The sequence below is a fragment of the Streptomyces sp. BBFR2 genome, assembly GCF_044497305.1.
Lineage (GTDB): Bacteria > Actinomycetota > Actinomycetes > Streptomycetales > Streptomycetaceae > Streptomyces.
The window spans coordinates 6,387,501-6,403,414 of the sequence record NZ_CP172415.1; the positions used below are offsets into that span (position 1 = coordinate 6,387,501).

At 68.9% G+C, this 15,914-nt stretch carries 12 protein-coding genes, 2 rRNA genes and 1 riboswitch (1 of these 15 only partly in view); of the genes, 13 read left to right on the plus strand and 1 reads right to left on the minus strand.

The window, feature by feature from the left end; genetic code table 11:
* The 12 genes from ACGH2B_RS26315 to ACGH2B_RS26370 all read left to right on the plus strand — a co-directional run.
* Positions 1-1,202, plus strand: a 23S ribosomal RNA gene (locus ACGH2B_RS26315) (it extends 1,919 nt beyond the left edge of the window).
* A gap of 73 nt (positions 1,203-1,275) precedes the next feature.
* Positions 1,276-1,392: ribosomal RNA gene (gene rrf / locus ACGH2B_RS26320) — 5S ribosomal RNA — on the plus strand.
* 156 nt (positions 1,393-1,548) lie between these two features.
* Entirely contained in the window at positions 1,549-2,157 is a 609-nt protein-coding gene (locus ACGH2B_RS26325) for a CDP-alcohol phosphatidyltransferase family protein (RefSeq protein ID WP_399094817.1), read from the plus strand.
* Between the two features lie 114 nt (positions 2,158-2,271).
* Positions 2,272-4,767, plus strand: coding sequence for a sugar phosphate nucleotidyltransferase (locus ACGH2B_RS26330; RefSeq protein WP_399094820.1), 2,496 nt, complete (start codon positions 2,272-2,274; stop codon positions 4,765-4,767).
* 75 nt (positions 4,768-4,842) lie between these two features.
* A complete protein-coding gene (locus ACGH2B_RS26335) occupies positions 4,843-5,781 on the plus strand; it encodes a DUF881 domain-containing protein (RefSeq protein WP_399094823.1) in 939 nt (312 codons plus the stop codon).
* Entirely contained in the window at positions 5,778-6,110 is a 333-nt protein-coding gene (locus ACGH2B_RS26340) for a small basic family protein (protein ID WP_030282870.1), read from the plus strand. The genes ACGH2B_RS26335 and ACGH2B_RS26340 overlap by 4 nt, the downstream gene beginning before the upstream one ends.
* A 362-nt stretch (positions 6,111-6,472) precedes the next feature.
* The gene (locus ACGH2B_RS26345) at positions 6,473-7,375 is read left to right on the plus strand and encodes a DUF881 domain-containing protein (protein WP_399097349.1); all 903 of its coding nucleotides are present in this window, start codon (positions 6,473-6,475) and stop codon (positions 7,373-7,375) included.
* A 130-nt stretch (positions 7,376-7,505) separates the two neighbouring features.
* Entirely contained in the window at positions 7,506-8,297 is a 792-nt protein-coding gene (locus tag ACGH2B_RS26350) for an FHA domain-containing protein (protein ID WP_399094826.1), read from the plus strand.
* 17 nt (positions 8,298-8,314) lie between these two features.
* A complete protein-coding gene (locus ACGH2B_RS26355) occupies positions 8,315-9,061 on the plus strand; it encodes a MerR family transcriptional regulator (protein WP_399094829.1) in 747 nt (248 codons plus the stop codon).
* 53 nt (positions 9,062-9,114) lie between these two features.
* Positions 9,115-9,588: a bifunctional nuclease family protein gene (locus tag ACGH2B_RS26360; RefSeq protein ID WP_006606439.1), complete on the plus strand. Its 474-nt coding sequence runs from the start codon at positions 9,115-9,117 to the stop codon at positions 9,586-9,588.
* A 222-nt stretch (positions 9,589-9,810) separates the two neighbouring features.
* On the plus strand, positions 9,811-10,413 hold the full coding sequence (locus ACGH2B_RS26365) for a MerR family transcriptional regulator (RefSeq protein WP_399094831.1): 603 nt from the start codon (positions 9,811-9,813) through the stop codon (positions 10,411-10,413).
* Between the two features lie 86 nt (positions 10,414-10,499).
* A complete protein-coding gene (locus ACGH2B_RS26370) occupies positions 10,500-12,170 on the plus strand; it encodes a DNA polymerase IV (protein WP_399094834.1) in 1,671 nt (556 codons plus the stop codon).
* Between the two features lie 26 nt (positions 12,171-12,196).
* On the opposite strand, the gene ACGH2B_RS26375 is transcribed toward ACGH2B_RS26370, so the two are convergent.
* Positions 12,197-12,628 carry a PRC-barrel domain-containing protein gene (locus tag ACGH2B_RS26375; RefSeq protein ID WP_399094837.1) on the minus strand — a complete coding sequence of 144 codons (432 nt, stop codon included), beginning with the start codon at positions 12,626-12,628 and terminating at the stop codon, positions 12,197-12,199.
* A 63-nt stretch (positions 12,629-12,691) separates the two neighbouring features.
* A riboswitch (glycine riboswitch) is annotated at positions 12,692-12,788 on the plus strand.
* A 187-nt stretch (positions 12,789-12,975) separates the two neighbouring features.
* Here ACGH2B_RS26375 and gcvP point away from each other — a divergent pair.
* Positions 12,976-15,861, plus strand: a complete 2,886-nt coding sequence (gene gcvP / locus ACGH2B_RS26380) for an aminomethyl-transferring glycine dehydrogenase (RefSeq protein WP_399094840.1) — start codon at positions 12,976-12,978, stop codon at positions 15,859-15,861.
* Positions 15,862-15,914: the final 53 nt, after the last annotated feature.

A 15,914-nucleotide genomic window follows, 5' to 3' on the forward strand; every position in this document is an offset into this window, starting at 1 on the left:
GGCCATTGCTGGTGATCGGATTTTCTCCGTGAGCTGGTGGTGGCCGCAGAGACCAGCGAGAAGCGACTGTTTACTAAAAACACAGGTCCGTGCGAAGCCGTAAGGCGATGTATACGGACTGACGCCTGCCCGGTGCTGGAACGTTAAGGGGACCGGTTAGTCATGATTCGTCATGGCGAAGCTGAGAACTTAAGCGCCAGTAAACGGCGGTGGTAACTATAACCATCCTAAGGTAGCGAAATTCCTTGTCGGGTAAGTTCCGACCTGCACGAATGGCGTAACGACTTCTCGACTGTCTCAACCATAGGCCCGGTGAAATTGCACTACGAGTAAAGATGCTCGTTTCGCGCAGCAGGACGGAAAGACCCCGGGACCTTTACTATAGCTTGATATTGGTGTTCGGTTCGGCTTGTGTAGGATAGGTGGGAGACTGTGAAGCGGCCACGCCAGTGGTTGTGGAGTCGTTGTTGAAATACCACTCTGGTCGTGCTGGATGTCTAACCTGGGTCCGTGATCCGGATCAGGGACAGTGTCTGGTGGGTAGTTTAACTGGGGCGGTTGCCTCCTAAAGGGTAACGGAGGCGCCCAAAGGTTCCCTCAGCCTGGTTGGCAATCAGGTGTTGAGTGTAAGTGCACAAGGGAGCTTGACTGTGAGACTGACGGGTCGAGCAGGTACGAAAGTAGGGACTAGTGATCCGGCGGTGGCTTGTGGAAGCGCCGTCGCTCAACGGATAAAAGGTACCCCGGGGATAACAGGCTGATCTTCCCCAAGAGTCCATATCGACGGGATGGTTTGGCACCTCGATGTCGGCTCGTCGCATCCTGGGGCTGGAGTCGGTCCCAAGGGTTGGGCTGTTCGCCCATTAAAGCGGTACGCGAGCTGGGTTTAGAACGTCGTGAGACAGTTCGGTCCCTATCCGCTGTGCGCGTAGGAGTCTTGAGAAGGGCTGTCCCTAGTACGAGAGGACCGGGACGGACGAACCTCTGGTGTGCCAGTTGTTCTGCCAAGGGCATGGCTGGTTGGCTACGTTCGGAAAGGATAACCGCTGAAAGCATCTAAGCGGGAAGCCTGCTTCGAGATGAGGGCTCCCTCCCACTTGATGGGGTAAGGCTCCCAGTAGACGACTGGGTTGATAGGCCAGATATGGAAGACCGGTAACGGTTGGAGTTGACTGGTACTAATAGGCCGAGGGCTTGTCCTCAGTTGCTCGCGTCCACTGTGTAGGTTCTGAAGTAACGACCTGTGTTGTGCCGGGTTGGTTAACTTCATAGTGTTTCGGTGGTCATTGCGTTAGGGAAACGCCCGGTTACATTCCGAACCCGGAAGCTAAGCCTTTCAGCGCCGATGGTACTGCAGAGGGGACTCTGTGGGAGAGTAGGACGCCGCCGAACAATTTTTAGCTCCGGTCTCCGCAACCAGTACAGGTTGCGGAGACCGGAGCATTTTTGCGTTTCGGGGGAGATGCGGAGCCCCAGGGCACGGCGCGCTCGGGCCGGCAGGTAGGGTCAGGGGGCATTGTCCGCACATTTCCCACAGGAGGCCCCCGCGTGGAGGTCCAGGAGACGCGGGTCCAGACGGATCGCGTCCTCACCATCCCCAATATTCTGAGCATGGCGCGCCTGGTCGGCGTGCCGGTGTTCCTGTGGTTGATTCTGTGGCCGGAATTCGGCGGGCCCAAGGCCGATGGCTGGGCACTGCTCGTCCTGGCCCTGAGCGGAGTCAGCGACTATCTCGACGGCAAACTCGCCCGTCGCTGGAACCAGATCAGCAGCCTGGGGCGCATCCTCGATCCGGCCGCGGACCGTTTGTACATCCTTTCCACTCTCGTGGGACTGACGTGGCGGGAGATCCTGCCGCTGTGGCTCACCGTGGCGTTGGTGGCGCGGGAACTCATGCTGCTGATCGCCGTCGGATTCCTGGGCCGGCACGGATACGGTCCGCCCCAGGTGAACTTCCTCGGCAAGGCGGCGACGTTCAACCTCATGTACGCCTTCCCGCTGCTCCTTCTCAGTGACGGGCACGGCTGGCTCCATACCCTCGCTGCTGTTTTCGGATGGGCTTTCGCCGGATGGGGTACGGCGCTCTACTGGTGGGCAGGAATCCTCTACGTGGTTCAGGTCCGCAGGATCATCAGGGCGGACGCCACAGCCGACTGAGCTCGCCGAACAGGTAATACCAGTGCCACCTGGCGCCCGTACGTGAGAACAGTGGGCGATCCAGACGGGTGAAGTCGGCAAGACCGTCGTCTCTTAGAGGAGGACGCTTCCGACATGAAGGCCGTTGTGATGGCCGGCGGCGAAGGCACACGCCTTCGCCCCATGACGTCCAGCATGCCCAAACCCCTGCTCCCCGTGGCCAATAGGCCGATCATGGAGCATGTACTGCGGCTGCTGAAACGGCACGGTCTCACCGAGACCGTGGTAACCGTGCAATTCCTCGCCTCACTCGTCCGGAACTACTTCGGCGACGGCGAAGAGCTCGGCATGGAACTCACCTATGCCAATGAGGAAAAACCCCTCGGCACCGCGGGCAGCGTGAAGAACGCGGAAGAAGCCCTGCGGGACGACGCCTTCCTCGTGATTTCCGGTGACGCCCTCACCGACTTCGACCTCACCGACCTCATCCGCTTTCACAAGGAGAAGGGTGCCCTCGTCACCGTCTGTCTGACGAGGGTTCCCAACCCCCTCGAGTTCGGCATCACCATCGTCGATGAGGCCGGCAAGGTCGAACGGTTCCTGGAAAAGCCCACCTGGGGCCAGGTCTTCTCGGACACCGTCAACACGGGCATCTACGTCATGGAGCCCGAGGTCTTCGACTACGTCCAGTCCGATGTCTCCGTCGACTGGTCGGGTGACGTCTTCCCTCAACTGATGAAGGAAGGCAAGCCGATCTACGGCTATGTCGCGGAGGGCTACTGGGAGGACGTCGGCACCCACGAAAGCTATGTGAAGGCCCAGGCCGATGTCCTGGACGGCAAGGTCGATGTCGAGATCGACGGCTTCGAGATCTCGCCAGGTGTCTGGGTGGCCGAAGGCGCCGATGTCCATCCCGACGCCGTACTGCGCGGTCCGCTGTACATCGGGGACTACGCCAAGGTCGAGGCGGATGTGGAGATCCGCGAGCACACGGTCATCGGCTCCAACGTCGTGGTGAAGAGCGGTGCGTTCCTCCATAAGGCGGTCGTGCACGACAACGTCTTCATCGGCCCCCGGACCAATCTCCGGGGCTGTGTGGTCGGGAAGAACACCGACATCATGAGCGCCGCCCGGATCGAGGACGGCGCGGTCATCGGCGATGAATGTCTGGTCGGTGAGGAATCGATCGTCCAGGGCAATGTGCGGGTCTACCCGTTCAAGACGGTCGAGGCCGGCGCCTTCGTCAACACGTCGGTGATCTGGGAGTCGAAGGGGCAGGCACATCTTTTCGGCGCCCGCGGGGTCTCCGGAATCCTCAACGTCGAAATCACGCCGGAACTGGCCGTGCGGCTCGCCGGCGCGTATGCGACCACCCTCAAGAAAGGCGCCACGGTCACCACGGCACGCGACCATTCCCGGGGCGCCCGCGCGCTCAAACGCGCTGTGATCTCCGCGCTCCAGGCCAGCGCCATAGACGTACGGGACCTGGAGAATGTGCCGCTGCCGGTTGCCCGGCAGCAGACCGCGCGGGGCAGCGCCGGCGGCATCATGGTCCGCACCACGCCGGGCGTTCCCGACTCCGTCGACATCATGTTCTTCGACGCGCGCGGAGCCGACCTCTCCCAGGCCGGGCAGCGCAAACTCGACCGTGTCTACGCCCGCCAGGAATACCGCCGTGCCTTTCCCGGGGAAATCGGTGATCTGCGTTTCCCGTCCAGCGTCTTCGATTCGTACACCGGGTCCTTGCTGCGGGCCGTGGACACCGAAGGGCTCGCGGAATCCGGGCTGAAGGTCGTCGTCGACGCGTCCAACGGCAGTGCCGGACTGGTCCTGCCGAGCCTGCTGGGCCGCCTCGGTGTGGACGCCCTCACCGTCAATCCCGGCCTGAACGAAGCGCGGCCGACCGAGACGGGCGATGCCCGGCGCAAGGGACTCGTCCGCCTCGGCGAGATCGTCGCGTCGTCGCGGGCGGCGTTCGGTGTGCGCTTCGACCCGGTCGGCGAGCGGTTGTCGCTGGTGGACGAGCGGGGCCGGATCATCGAGGACGACCGTGCGCTGCTGGTGATGCTGGATCTGATCGCCGCGGAGCGCCGCAGCGGGCGGGTGGCGCTGCCGGTGACGACGACCCGTATCGCCGAACAGGTCGCGGCGTACCACGGCACGCAGGTCGAGTGGACGACGACGTCACCGGATGATCTGACGCGGGTCGGGCGGGAGGACGGCACGGTCTTCGGTGGTGACGGGCGCGGCGGCTTCATCATCCCGGAGTTCAGCAGCGTCTTCGACGGCTCCGCCGCGTTCGTACGGCTGCTCGGGCTGATCGCGCGGTCGCAGATCACGCTCAGCCAGATCGACGCACGGATCCCTCGGGCCCATGTGCGGCGCCGGGACGTCGCGACGCCGTGGGCGGTCAAGGGCCTGGTCATGCGGAACGTCGTCGAGGCCGCCGGGGACCGGTCCGTGGACACCACCGATGGCGTCCGGGTGGTGGAGGCGGACGGGCGGTGGGTGCTCGTGCTCCCCGACCCCGCGGAGGCGGTCACGCACCTGTGGGCGGAAGGCCCCGACGAGGCGTCCGCGGACCGACTGCTGGACGAGTGGTCAACGGTGGTTGACGGCGCGGGCCGCTGACCTGGTGCCCACCGGCGCGCCGCGATTCGGCGCGCCGGTGGGGCCATTGGGAGACCGCGCGGGCGACGTGCGACGATGTGCGGCATGTCGCAGCAGCGCCCCGATCGGAGCAGCCCCCGGAGACCGGCCGCGCGCCCCGACGCGTCCATGTCGCTGCTGACCAACGTGATGGATCACAGCCTCGACGACGGCTACGCGGAGGCCGCCGAACGGAAGGCCGCCGCGGGCGTCGGCGGAGGGCTGCCGCGGACGCTGCGTGCGAAGTTGGGGCTCGCCGCCGGTCTGGTGCTCGCCGCGGTGGTGGTGACGGTGGGCGCCGCGCAGGCGCGGATATCCGCACCGACGCTGGCGAAAGAGCGCGAAGAGCTGATCAACCGCATCCAGAAGGGCACCGACCAGGCCGACGCGCGGCAGCACCGGGTCGACGCCCTGCGCGACTCCGTGGACGCCATGCAGCGCGAAGCCCTGCGGCGCCACGGCGGGGACAAGGCCGAGCTGCTGGCGCTGCTGGCCGGTTCGACGCAGGTCACCGGCCCCGGCGTGAAGCTCGTCGTCGATGACGCCAAGGACGCGGCGTCCGGGAACGGGGGTGGCCCCAGGGAGAGCAACGGTTTCTCCGACACCGGACGGGTACGCGACCGGGACATGCAGCGTGTGGTCAACGGCCTGTGGCAGGCGGGAGCGGAGGCGATCTCCGTCAACGGGCAGCGGCTGACGTCCCTCTCGGCGATCAGGGCGGCGGGAGACGCCATACTGGTCGACAACAAACCGCTGGTGCCGCCGTACACGGTGCTGGCGGTGGGGGACGGGCAGCGGCTCAGCACCGCGTTCCAGGACAGCGTCGACGGCCGGTATCTGCACGTGCTGCAGGAGAACTACGGCGTGCGCACCCGGATTTCCGCGGAGGGTGAGGTCACCCTGCCGCCCGCGCCCAGTTTGATCGTACGCACCGCAAAGCCGCAGACGGGCGCCGCGAAGGCGGACGGCGCCGACATAGGGAAGGGCACATCGTGATCGCCGTATTGGGGCTCATCGTGGGGGTCGTGGTCGGGCTCGTGGTCCGGCCCGTGGTGCCGACGGTGGTCGAGCCCTACCTCCCCATCGCTGTGGTCGCCGCGCTGGACGCCGTGTTCGGCGGTCTGCGCGCGATGCTGGACGGCATCTTCGACGACAAGGTCTTCGTCGTGTCGTTCCTGTCGAACGTGGTGGTCGCCGCCCTGATCGTGTTCCTCGGGGACAAGCTCGGCGTCGGCGCCCAGCTCTCCACGGGCGTGGTCGTGGTGCTCGGCATCCGGATCTTCTCCAACGCCGCCGCGATCCGCCGGCACATCTTCAGGGCGTGAGGCCGATGGCGAACGACGAGACACCCGAGCCGGAACGCACGGCGGGTGACACCTCCGCCGACGGGGCGCGGCGTTCGGAGGAGGACACGTTCACGGAGGGCGCACCGGCACCGGAGCGGAAGCGGGGCGGAGAGATCGCACGCCGTCCGCGGCCCGAGGCTCCGGTGCGCCGCCCGGAGGCGGAGCTCCCGGCGCGCCGCCCGCAGGCCGAGGCTCCGGCACGCCGTGAGCTTCCCGACGCCGACGAGGTTTCCGTACGTCGCGAGCTTCCGGAGGCCGACGAGGCTCCCGTACGTCGCGAGCTTCCGGAGGCCGAGGGCGAGGACCGGGCGGCCGGGCGGTCGGCGGCGGACCGGCGGCCGATGCCGCCCGAGAACCGGGCGCGGCCGGATGCCGGAGCGGGACGCGCAGGTCGGGACGGTGAGACCGGCACCCACGATCCGGCTGACGGAAGTACCGCGTCCGGGGGCTCCTCGGGCGGCGGTGACGGTGCCGGTGGGCGGCCGGACGGAGCCGCGACGGGCGGCGACGGCGGGGGCTCGCCGCTGACCGGGCGCCAGCGGCTGCGCGCCGCCCTGTGGCCGCCGCAGCTGACCCGCGCTCAACTGATCGTCGCGGTCCTGCTGTTCATTCTCGGCCTCGGCCTGGCGATTCAGGTACGTTCCACCAGTGACAGCAGCGCGCTACGGGGCGCGCGCCAGGAGGACCTGGTGCGCATCCTGGACGAACTGGACAACCGCTCGCAGCGGTTGACGGACGAACAGCGGCGCCTGGAGGGGCAGAAGACCGAGCTGGAGAACAGCTCGGACCAGGCCGAGGAGGCGCGTAAGCAGACCGTGGAGAAGGAACAGCAGCTAGGTGTGCTGGCCGGGACCGTCGCGGCCCAGGGGCCCGGCATCAACCTGACCATCGACGACCCGACGCACTCCGTGGAGGCGGACAAGCTGCTCGACACGATCCAGGAACTGCGCGCCGCGGGAGCCGAGGCGATCCAGGTGAACGACGTCCGTATCGTTGCGAACAGTTACCTCTCGGACGTCCGCGGCGGGGTGGAGATCGACGGCAGGAGGGTCGTGCAGCCGTACCGTTTCAAGGTCATCGGGAAGCCGCAGGATCTGGAGCCGGCGCTCAACATCCCCGGTGGCGTGGTGCAGACTCTGGAAAAGGAGCAGGCCACGGTGGGTGTCACGGATGAGCAGAAGATCATTGTGGACGCCTTGCGAGAGGCGAAGCGGCCTGACTACGCTCGGTCGTCATCGCAGTGAGAGAGACGCGTATGGGGATGGCCCGGGAAGGGCATGAGGTAGCGGGGGGTCGACGCACCGTGTATGGGGCGTGTGAGGGAAACTGTCTGAAGGCCGCGGACGTTCACAGGATGTCCGGATCGGCCGGTGTGTGCATCGAGGGTTCGTCCTGCCCCACGGGCGGGTCTGTTTCGTACAAGGGGAATCGCCCGTGAAGTTGTTTGGAAAGCTGTTCGGCAAGAGTGCACGTCAGGAGGACGGCAGCGGCACGGCGCGGCACCGCGCCCCGAGCCGGCCCGAGGAGAGCGACGCCGACCGTCCGCTCTTCCGCGACGAGGTCGCGGGTGCTCCCGGGGCGGGTGCCGGTGATCCGTCCGGTGCCGGTCGCATAGGCGCCCAGGGCGCGGCGGCCTTGGCCTGTCCGCGGTGCGGCCACCGGAACGCCGAGGCGGGCAAGTTCTGTTCGCAGTGCGGAGCGCCGCTGCGTGGCGGACAGCCCGAGCGTCCGTCCGAGACGACGTCGACGATCTCGATCTCGGGTATCGAGGCGTACGACGGGGAGACCACGGGGCAGAACCTCAGCCCCGCCCTGTCGCCCGAGGCGCAGGCGGCGGTCGACGCCCTGCCGCTGGGCTCCGCGCTGCTGATCGTCCGCCGGGGGCCCAACTCCGGCAGCCGCTTCCTGCTGGACGGGGAGCTGACGACGGCCGGCCGTCATCCGCAGAGCGACATCTTCCTCGACGATGTGACGGTCTCCCGCAGCCATGTGGAGTTCCGCCGAGGTCAGGACGGTGTCTTCACGGTCGCCGACGTCGGCAGCCTCAACGGCACCTACGTCAACCGCGAGCGGATCGACTCCGTCGCCCTCGCCGGTGGCGACGAGGTGCAGATCGGTAAGTACCGCCTGGTCTTCTACCCGAGCCAGCGGGGCGCGGGGATCTGACCGGCCAGGGAAGGCATATGCGTCATACACCGACAGGTGGTGCCGGTACGTCCGGCACCACCTCCTCGGACGGCAAGCCGGTGAGCATCGGTGCGGTGCTCGGCCTGCTGCGCGAGGAATTCCCCGAGGTCACGATCTCCAAGATCCGCTTCTTGGAGGCCGAGGGACTCGTCGAGCCGACGCGTACGCCTTCCGGGTACCGCAAATTCACCACCGCCGACGTCCAGCGGCTCGCGAGCGTGCTCCGGATGCAGCGGGACCACTACCTTCCGTTGAAGGTCATCCGCGAGCACCTCGACGCCCAGGAGCGCGGCGAGGAGCCGCCGCTGCCCGTCCCGGCGCCCTCCCGTGACCTGCTGGAGGGCGCCCCCGAGCTGGACGAGGAGCGGCCCGCTACGGCCCGCATCGGCCGCGCCGAGCTGCTCGCCGCCGCCGAGGTGGACGAGGCGGAGCTGGCCGAGTGGGAGTCGTACGGCCTGCTCACGCCCGATGCGGACGGCGGCTACGGTGGCGACGCCGTCGGGATCGCCCGGCTCGTCGCGGAGCTCGGCCGTTTCGGGCTCGAACCGCGCCATCTGCGCGCCGTGAAGGCGGCCGCGGAGCGCGAGGCCGGCCTGGTGGAACAGGTCGTGGCGCCGCTGCGGCGGCACCGTAATCCGCAGACCAGGGCGCATGCGGAGGCCACGGCCAGGGAGCTGGCCACGCTTTCCGTGCGGTTGCACGCCGCGCTCGTTCAGAGCGCGCTGCGGACCCCTCTCCCATGAGCAAATATCTGCCCGACTACCCAAACCTGCCGGGCACGTCCTAGGGTTGCTGTGTGAACGAGCTCGACGTCGTGGGTGTCCGGGTGGAAATGCCTTCCAGCCAACCGATCGTGCTCCTGCGGGAGGTGGGAGGCGATCGTTACCTGCCCATTTGGATCGGGCCGGGGGAGGCCACCGCCATCGCCTTCGCCCAGCAGGGCATGGTCCCTGCCAGGCCGCTGACGCACGACCTTTTCAAGGACGTGCTGGAAGCGGTGGGCCAGGAGCTGACGCAGGTCCGCATCACGGACCTGCGCGAGGGGGTGTTCTACGCCGAATTGGTCTTCGCCAGCGGGGTGGAGGTCAGCGCACGGCCGTCCGACGCCATAGCGCTGGCGCTGCGCACCGGTACGCCGATCTTCGGCACCGACGGTGTGCTGGACGATGCAGGTATCGCCATCCCGGACGAGCAGGAGGACGAGGTGGAGAAGTTCCGCGAGTTCCTCGATCAGATCTCGCCCGAGGACTTCGGCACCAACAGTCAGTGACAGCGGCCGGTGGCGGTGGCTCGCGGCGTTCCGCGAGAACCGGCCACCGGCTGACGCTTTTCGGTCAACCAGCCAGGTCTTCCCCGTCCAAGGTCGCGGGAAACCACTCGTGGGGTGATTATCACTCGGCGTGGCGAGCGCGGCGATCGTTGACGCACCCCGAGTGACTGCATACCGTCGATATGGCAGGTCCCGTCCGGGACGTGGAGGACGGAGGGCGGCGTGGCAATCACCGGCGACGGTACGGCGGAAGGGGCGCTGCCGCTCCCCTCGAACGTGACGGCGGACCGCACCCCGGTACAGGCCACCGCGGTCCCGGCGGAGCGGGGAACGGCGACCGTCGGCTACCGCGGTCCGACCGCGTGCGCGGCCGCGGGCATCACCTATCGGCAGCTCGACTACTGGGCCCGTACGGGGCTGGTCGAGCCGAGCGTCCGCCCGGCGTACGGCTCGGGCACCCAGCGGCTCTACAGCTTCCGGGATGTCGTCGTCCTGAAGATCGTCAAGCGGCTGCTGGACACCGGCGTGTCGCTCCAGAACATCCGCACCGCGGTGCAGCACCTGCGTTCCCGGCAGCCGGCCGATCTGACGCGTATGACGCTGATGAGCGACGGCGCGACGGTCTACGAGTGCACCTCTCCGGATCAGGTGGTCGATCTGCTGCAGGGCGGGCAGGGCGTCTTCGGCATCGCCATCGGTGTGGTGTGGCGGGACGTGGAGAGCGCGCTGTCCCAGTTGCACGGTGAGCGGGTGGACACGGGGGAGACCCTGGCGGGGCAGAACCCGCACGACGAGCTGGCCCGGCGGCGCAACCGCGCGGGCTGAGCCCCGGCCGTTCCCGGCGGTCCTTCGCCGGACGCTCCGGCCCTGCTCGGGGCCGATTGTCAGTGGTATGCGGCAGCATCGGTCGTGTGAGACGTGCGCCGACGATTCTGCATCTCGACATGGATGCGTTCTTCGCGGCCGCCGAGCAGGCGGCCAAGCCCAGCCTGCGCGGTAAGCCGGTGGTCGTGGGCGGGATCGGGCCGCGCGGCGTCGTCTCGACCGCGTCGTACGAGGCGCGGGTCTTCGGGGTGCGATCGGCGATGCCGACGGCCCAGGCCCGCCGGCTGTGCCCCAACGCGGCGTATCTCAGTCCGCGCTTCTCCGTCTACCGCCGGGTCAGCGACAGTGTGATGGAGCTGCTGCACGCGCTGTCGCCGCTGGTCGAGCCGTTGAGTCTGGACGAGGCGTTCGTCGATCTGGAGGCGGGCGGTGTCGCGGACGACTCCGGGTCGGCCCGCGCGGTCGGTGAGCGGCTGCGGCGCGACATCCGGGAGGTCACGGGGCTGACGGGTTCGGTGGGGCTGGCCGGGGCCAAGATGCTGGCCAAGATCGCGTCGGAGGCGGCCAAGCCTGACGGCTTGCGGATCATCGAGCCGGGTACCGAACGGGAGCTGCTGGGGCCGATGACCGTCCGTACCCTGCCGGGCGTCGGACCGGCGACGGCCGAGGCGTTGCGCCGGGCGGGGATCACGACCGTCGCGGAGACCGCCGAGGCGGGGGAGGCGGAGCTGGTGCGGCTGCTGGGCAGGGCGCACGGGACGGGGCTGTACGCGATGGCGCTGGGCCGGGACGACCGGCCGGTCGTCGCGGAGCGGGACGCGAAGTCGGTGTCGGTGGAGGACACCTTCGAGGTCGATCTCACCGACCGCACCCGGGTGCGCAACGAACTGGTGCGGCTGGCGGAGCGGTGTGTGGAGCGGTTGCGGGCCGCCGGCCGTTCCGGTCGTACGGTCGTGATCAAGGTGCGGAACTACGACTTCTCGACCCTGACGCGGTCGGAGACGCTGCGCGGGCCCACCGATGACCCCGCGGTGGTGCGGGAGGCGGCCGTCCGCCTGCTGGACCTGGTCGACACCACGGGCGGGGTGCGGCTGCTGGGCGTGGGCGTGAGCGGGCTGGCCGACTTCACCCAGGAGGATCTCTTCGCCCAGCTCGCCACGGAGCGGGAGGCCGTCGAAGCGGCGCAGCAGGCCCTGGAAGCGGCGGAGAGCGGGGCGGCGAGGGGCGAGGCGGAACCGCAGGAGGAGCGGCCGCGCCGCTGGCATCCCGGGCTGGACGTCGTCCATGACGACTACGGCGCGGGGTGGGTGCAAGGCAGCGGGGTGGGGCGGGTGACGGTGCGGTTCGAGCAGCCGTGGTCGGCGCCGGGGCGGGTGAAGACCTTCGCCGTGGACGATCCGGCGCTACGGCCCGGGGAGCCGCTGCCGCTGGTGGGCGGCGCGCCGACGCCGGACCCGGGGCGGGGCGGGACGGGCGCGGGAGCGGTGCCGGTCAGGAGCGGAGGAGGCGGGCCGGAGGGAATGTCCGGCCGCTCGATATCCGGTCGGCCGGTGCTAGGGCCGGAGCCGGAGCTAGTGTCCGAGCCCGAGCCGAAGCTAGTGCCGGAGCCAGCGGCAGAGCCGAAGCCCGAGCTGGAGCTGGAGCCAGCACCAGCGGCAGAGGCGGAGGCGGAGTCGGAGTGGGCGGCAGAGCCGGAGCCGGAGTCGGCGCCAGGGTCTGCACCAGCGCCCGGGGATCGAGGCTCGGATCGTCGGTGAGCGGGCCGGTCGTCCGCTCCCGTGGGTCAGTCGTCCGCTCCCGCGATGTTGCCGAAGTTCTTGTCGGCGGGGGGCCGCTCGATGTCCGCGGGGGAGGTGATGTCCAGTCGGTAGTGGTGGTAAAGCTGGAGTTCCTGCTCGGGGGAGAGGTGGCGGCCGACGCCGAAGTCCGGGGCGCCCTTGATCAGCTTGCGGTCGTAAGGGATGTGCAGGGCGTCGTCGACCAGGCGGCTCGGCTCCAGGGGGACGAAGGCGTCGCGGCTGAAAAGTCCGGTGCGCACTGCCGCCCATTCGGGTTCGCCGGTGGCGTCGTCGAGGTAGACCTCGTCCACGGTGCCGATCTTGGCGCCTTGGCGGTCGTATGCCTTGCGGCCGATCAGGCTCCGCGGGTCGATATCGGTTTGCACGGCCCCTCCAACTGGTCGCAACTGCCTGGTCACACCTACCAAACGGCACATTTCCCATGTCGGCCACTCGAAGGATCCCCCGGATGACGCGCTGGTAGGCTGGCAAATGGCCGCTGACCCCGTGCGGGAGAGTCCACGTCGTTCGCGGCGCGGACGCCGAAGGAGCAAATCCTCCCCGGAAACTCTCAGGCACACGTACCGCTCGGACGAGGTCACTCTGGAAAGCAGGGCGGGCCACGGACGACGCAGCGCCGGAACCCCTCCTCACCGACGGTGAAAGCCGGGCCGCGGTCGCGGGCCGGTGAAGCTCTCAGGTTGAGATGACAGAGGGGGAGGCCGTCCGGGCACCAGCGCCGTGGTGCCCCTCGTAGGTCGTTGAGACCAGGAGGCCCCCGCAGATGACCACCAATCGCATCCCCCTGACCGAGCTGGAGCGCGGTACGCCCTTCGAGCACCGGCATATCGGTCCGGACCACGAGGCGCAGGCGAAGATGCTCGCGCAGGTCGGATTCGGTTCGCTGGACGAGCTGACCGCCACCGCGGTGCCCGACGTGATCAAGAGCGCTGAGGCGCTGGGGCTGCCGCAGGGCCGTTCGGAGGCGGAGGTCCTCGCCGAGCTGCGCGGACTCGCCCAGCGCAACCAGGTCCTGTCCTCGATGATCGGCCTCGGCTACCACGGCACGTTCACCCCGCCGGTGATCCTGCGCAACGTCATGGAGAACCCCGCCTGGTACACGGCGTACACCCCCTACCAGCCGGAGATCTCGCAGGGGCGGCTGGAGGCGCTGCTGAACTTCCAGACGATGGTCGCCGACCTCACCGGCCTGCCGACCTCCGGCGCGTCGCTCCTGGACGAGGGCACCGCCGCCGCCGAGGCCATGGCGCTCTCCCGGCGGGTCGGCAAGGTCAAGCAGGGCGTCTTCCTCGTCGACGCCGACTGCCTGCCGCAGACCGTCGCCGTCATCCGGACGCGCGCCGAACCCACCGGCGTCGAGGTCGTCGTCGCCGACCTGAGTGACGGCATCCCCGCCGAGATCGCCGAGCGGGGCGTCTTCGGTGTGCTGCTGCAGTACCCGGGGGCGTCCGGCGCGGTCCGCGACCCCCGTGCCGTCATCGCGCAGGCCCAGGAGCTGGGCGCGGTCGTCACCGTCGCCGCCGACCTGCTGGCCCTGACCCTCCTCACCTCTCCGGGCGAGCTGGGCGCCGACATCGCGGTGGGCACCACCCAGCGTTTCGGTGTGCCGATGGGCTTCGGCGGTCCGCACGCCGGCTTCATGGCCGTACGGGAGAAGTTCGCCCGGAGCCTGCCCGGCCGCCTGGTGGGCGTCTCCGTCGACGCCGACGGGACCAAGGCGTACCGCCTCGCCCTGCAGACCCGTGAGCAGCACATCCGCCGTGAGAAGGCGACCAGCAACATCTGTACCGCGCAGGTGCTGCTCGCCGTCATGGCCGGGATGTACGCGGTCTACCACGGCCCGGACGGGCTGGCCGCCATCGCCCGCCGCACCCACCGCTACGCCACGGTCCTCGCCGAGGGGCTGAAGGCCGGTGGCGTGGAGCTGGTGCACGGCGCGTACTTCGACACCCTCACCGCCCGGGTGCCGGGACGGGCCGCCGACGTCGTCGCGGCTGCCCGGGAGGCCGGTGTCAACCTCCGCCTGACCGACGCGGACCACGTCGGCATCGCCTGTGACGAGACCACCGGCCGGACGCAGCTCGCCGCCGTCTGGCGCGCTTTCGGCGTCTGCGGTGACGTCGAGCAACTGGACGCGGCGGCCGCCGACGCGCTGCCCGAGAGCCTGCTGCGTACCGACGGCTACCTCACCCATCCCGTCTTCCACCAGCACCGTTCCGAGACCGCGATGCTGCGCTACCTGCGCCGGCTGTCCGACAAGGACTACGCGCTCGACCGCGGCATGATCCCGCTCGGCTCCTGCACGATGAAGCTGAACGCGACGACGGAGATGGAGCCGGTCACCTGGCCGGAGTTCGGGCAACTGCACCCCTTCGCCCCCGCCGAGCAGGCGCAGGGCTACCTCACCCTCATCCAGGAGCTGGAGGAGCGGCTGGCCGCCGTCACCGGCTACGACAAGGTCTCCATCCAGCCGAACGCCGGCTCCCAGGGTGAGCTGGCCGGTCTGCTGGCGGTGCGCGCGTACCACCGCGCCAACGGTGACGAGCAGCGCACCGTCTGCCTCATCCCGTCCTCGGCGCACGGCACCAACGCCGCGAGCGCCGTGATGGCCGGGATGAAGGTCGTCGTCGTCAAGACCGGTGAGGACGGCGAGGTCGACACCGACGACCTCCGCGCCAAGATCGACAAGCACCGCGACGAGCTGGCCGTCCTGATGGTCACCTACCCGTCGACGCACGGCGTCTTCGAGGAGCACATCACCGAGATCTGCGCCGCGGTGCACGACGCGGGCGGCCAGGTCTACGTGGACGGTGCCAACCTGAACGCGCTGGTCGGGCTCGCCGAGCCGGGGAAGTTCGGCGGCGACGTCTCGCACCTGAACCTCCACAAGACCTTCTGCATCCCGCACGGCGGCGGTGGCCCCGGCGTCGGCCCGGTCGGCGTCCGCGCGCACCTCGCGCCGTACCTCCCCAACCACCCGCTCCAGCCCACCGCGGGCCCGGAGACCGGTGTCGGCCCGATCTCCGCCGCTCCCTGGGGTTCGGCCGGCATCCTGCCGATCTCCTGGGCGTACGTCCGTCTCATGGGCGGTGAGGGCCTCAAGCGCGCCACCCAGGTCGCGGTGCTCTCCGCCAACTACATCGCCAAGCGCCTGGAGCCGCACTACCCGGTGCTCTACACCGGGCCCGGCGGGCTGGTCGCGCACGAGTGCATCATCGACGTCCGGCCGCTCACCAAGGCCACGGGCGTGAGCATCGACGACGTCGCCAAGCGCCTCATCGACTACGGCTTCCACGCCCCGACGATGTCGTTCCCGGTGGCCGGCACGCTGATGATCGAGCCGACCGAGAGCGAGGACCTCACCGAGCTGGACCGCTTCTGCGACGCGATGATCGCCATCCGCGCGGAGATCGAGAAGGTCGGCAGCGGCGAGTGGGACAAGGACGACAACCCGCTGCGCAACGCCCCGCACACCGCGGACGCGCTCGGCGGTGAGTGGGCGCACCCGTACACCCGCGAGGAGGCCGTCTTCCCGGCAGGTGTCGTGGCGGCGGAGAAGTACTGGCCGCCGGTCCGCCGTATCGACGGCGCCTTCGGCGACCGCAACCTCGTCTGCTCCTGCCCGCCGCTGACGGAGTACGACGGCTGACGCCCGCGCAGCGATGAGGGCCCTCGGCGATGACGCCGGGGGCCCTTTGACGT

Bases quoted from the DNA above. Each gene is read 5' to 3' on its own strand.
- ACGH2B_RS26355 (WP_399094829.1), top strand. From the start codon at position 8,315: ATGCGTCATACACCGACAGGTGGTGCCGGTACGTCCGGCACCACCTCC.
- ACGH2B_RS26345 (WP_399097349.1), top strand. From the start codon at position 6,473: ATGCCGCCCGAGAACCGGGCGCGGCCGGATGCCGGAGCGGGACGCGCA.
- ACGH2B_RS26330 (WP_399094820.1), top strand. From the start codon at position 2,272: ATGAAGGCCGTTGTGATGGCCGGCGGCGAAGGCACACGCCTTCGCCCC.
- gcvP (WP_399094840.1), top strand. From the start codon at position 12,976: ATGACCACCAATCGCATCCCCCTGACCGAGCTGGAGCGCGGTACGCCC.
- ACGH2B_RS26375 (WP_399094837.1), bottom strand. From the start codon at position 12,628: ATGTGCCGTTTGGTAGGTGTGACCAGGCAGTTGCGACCAGTTGGAGGG.
- ACGH2B_RS26335 (WP_399094823.1), top strand. From the start codon at position 4,843: ATGTGCGGCATGTCGCAGCAGCGCCCCGATCGGAGCAGCCCCCGGAGA.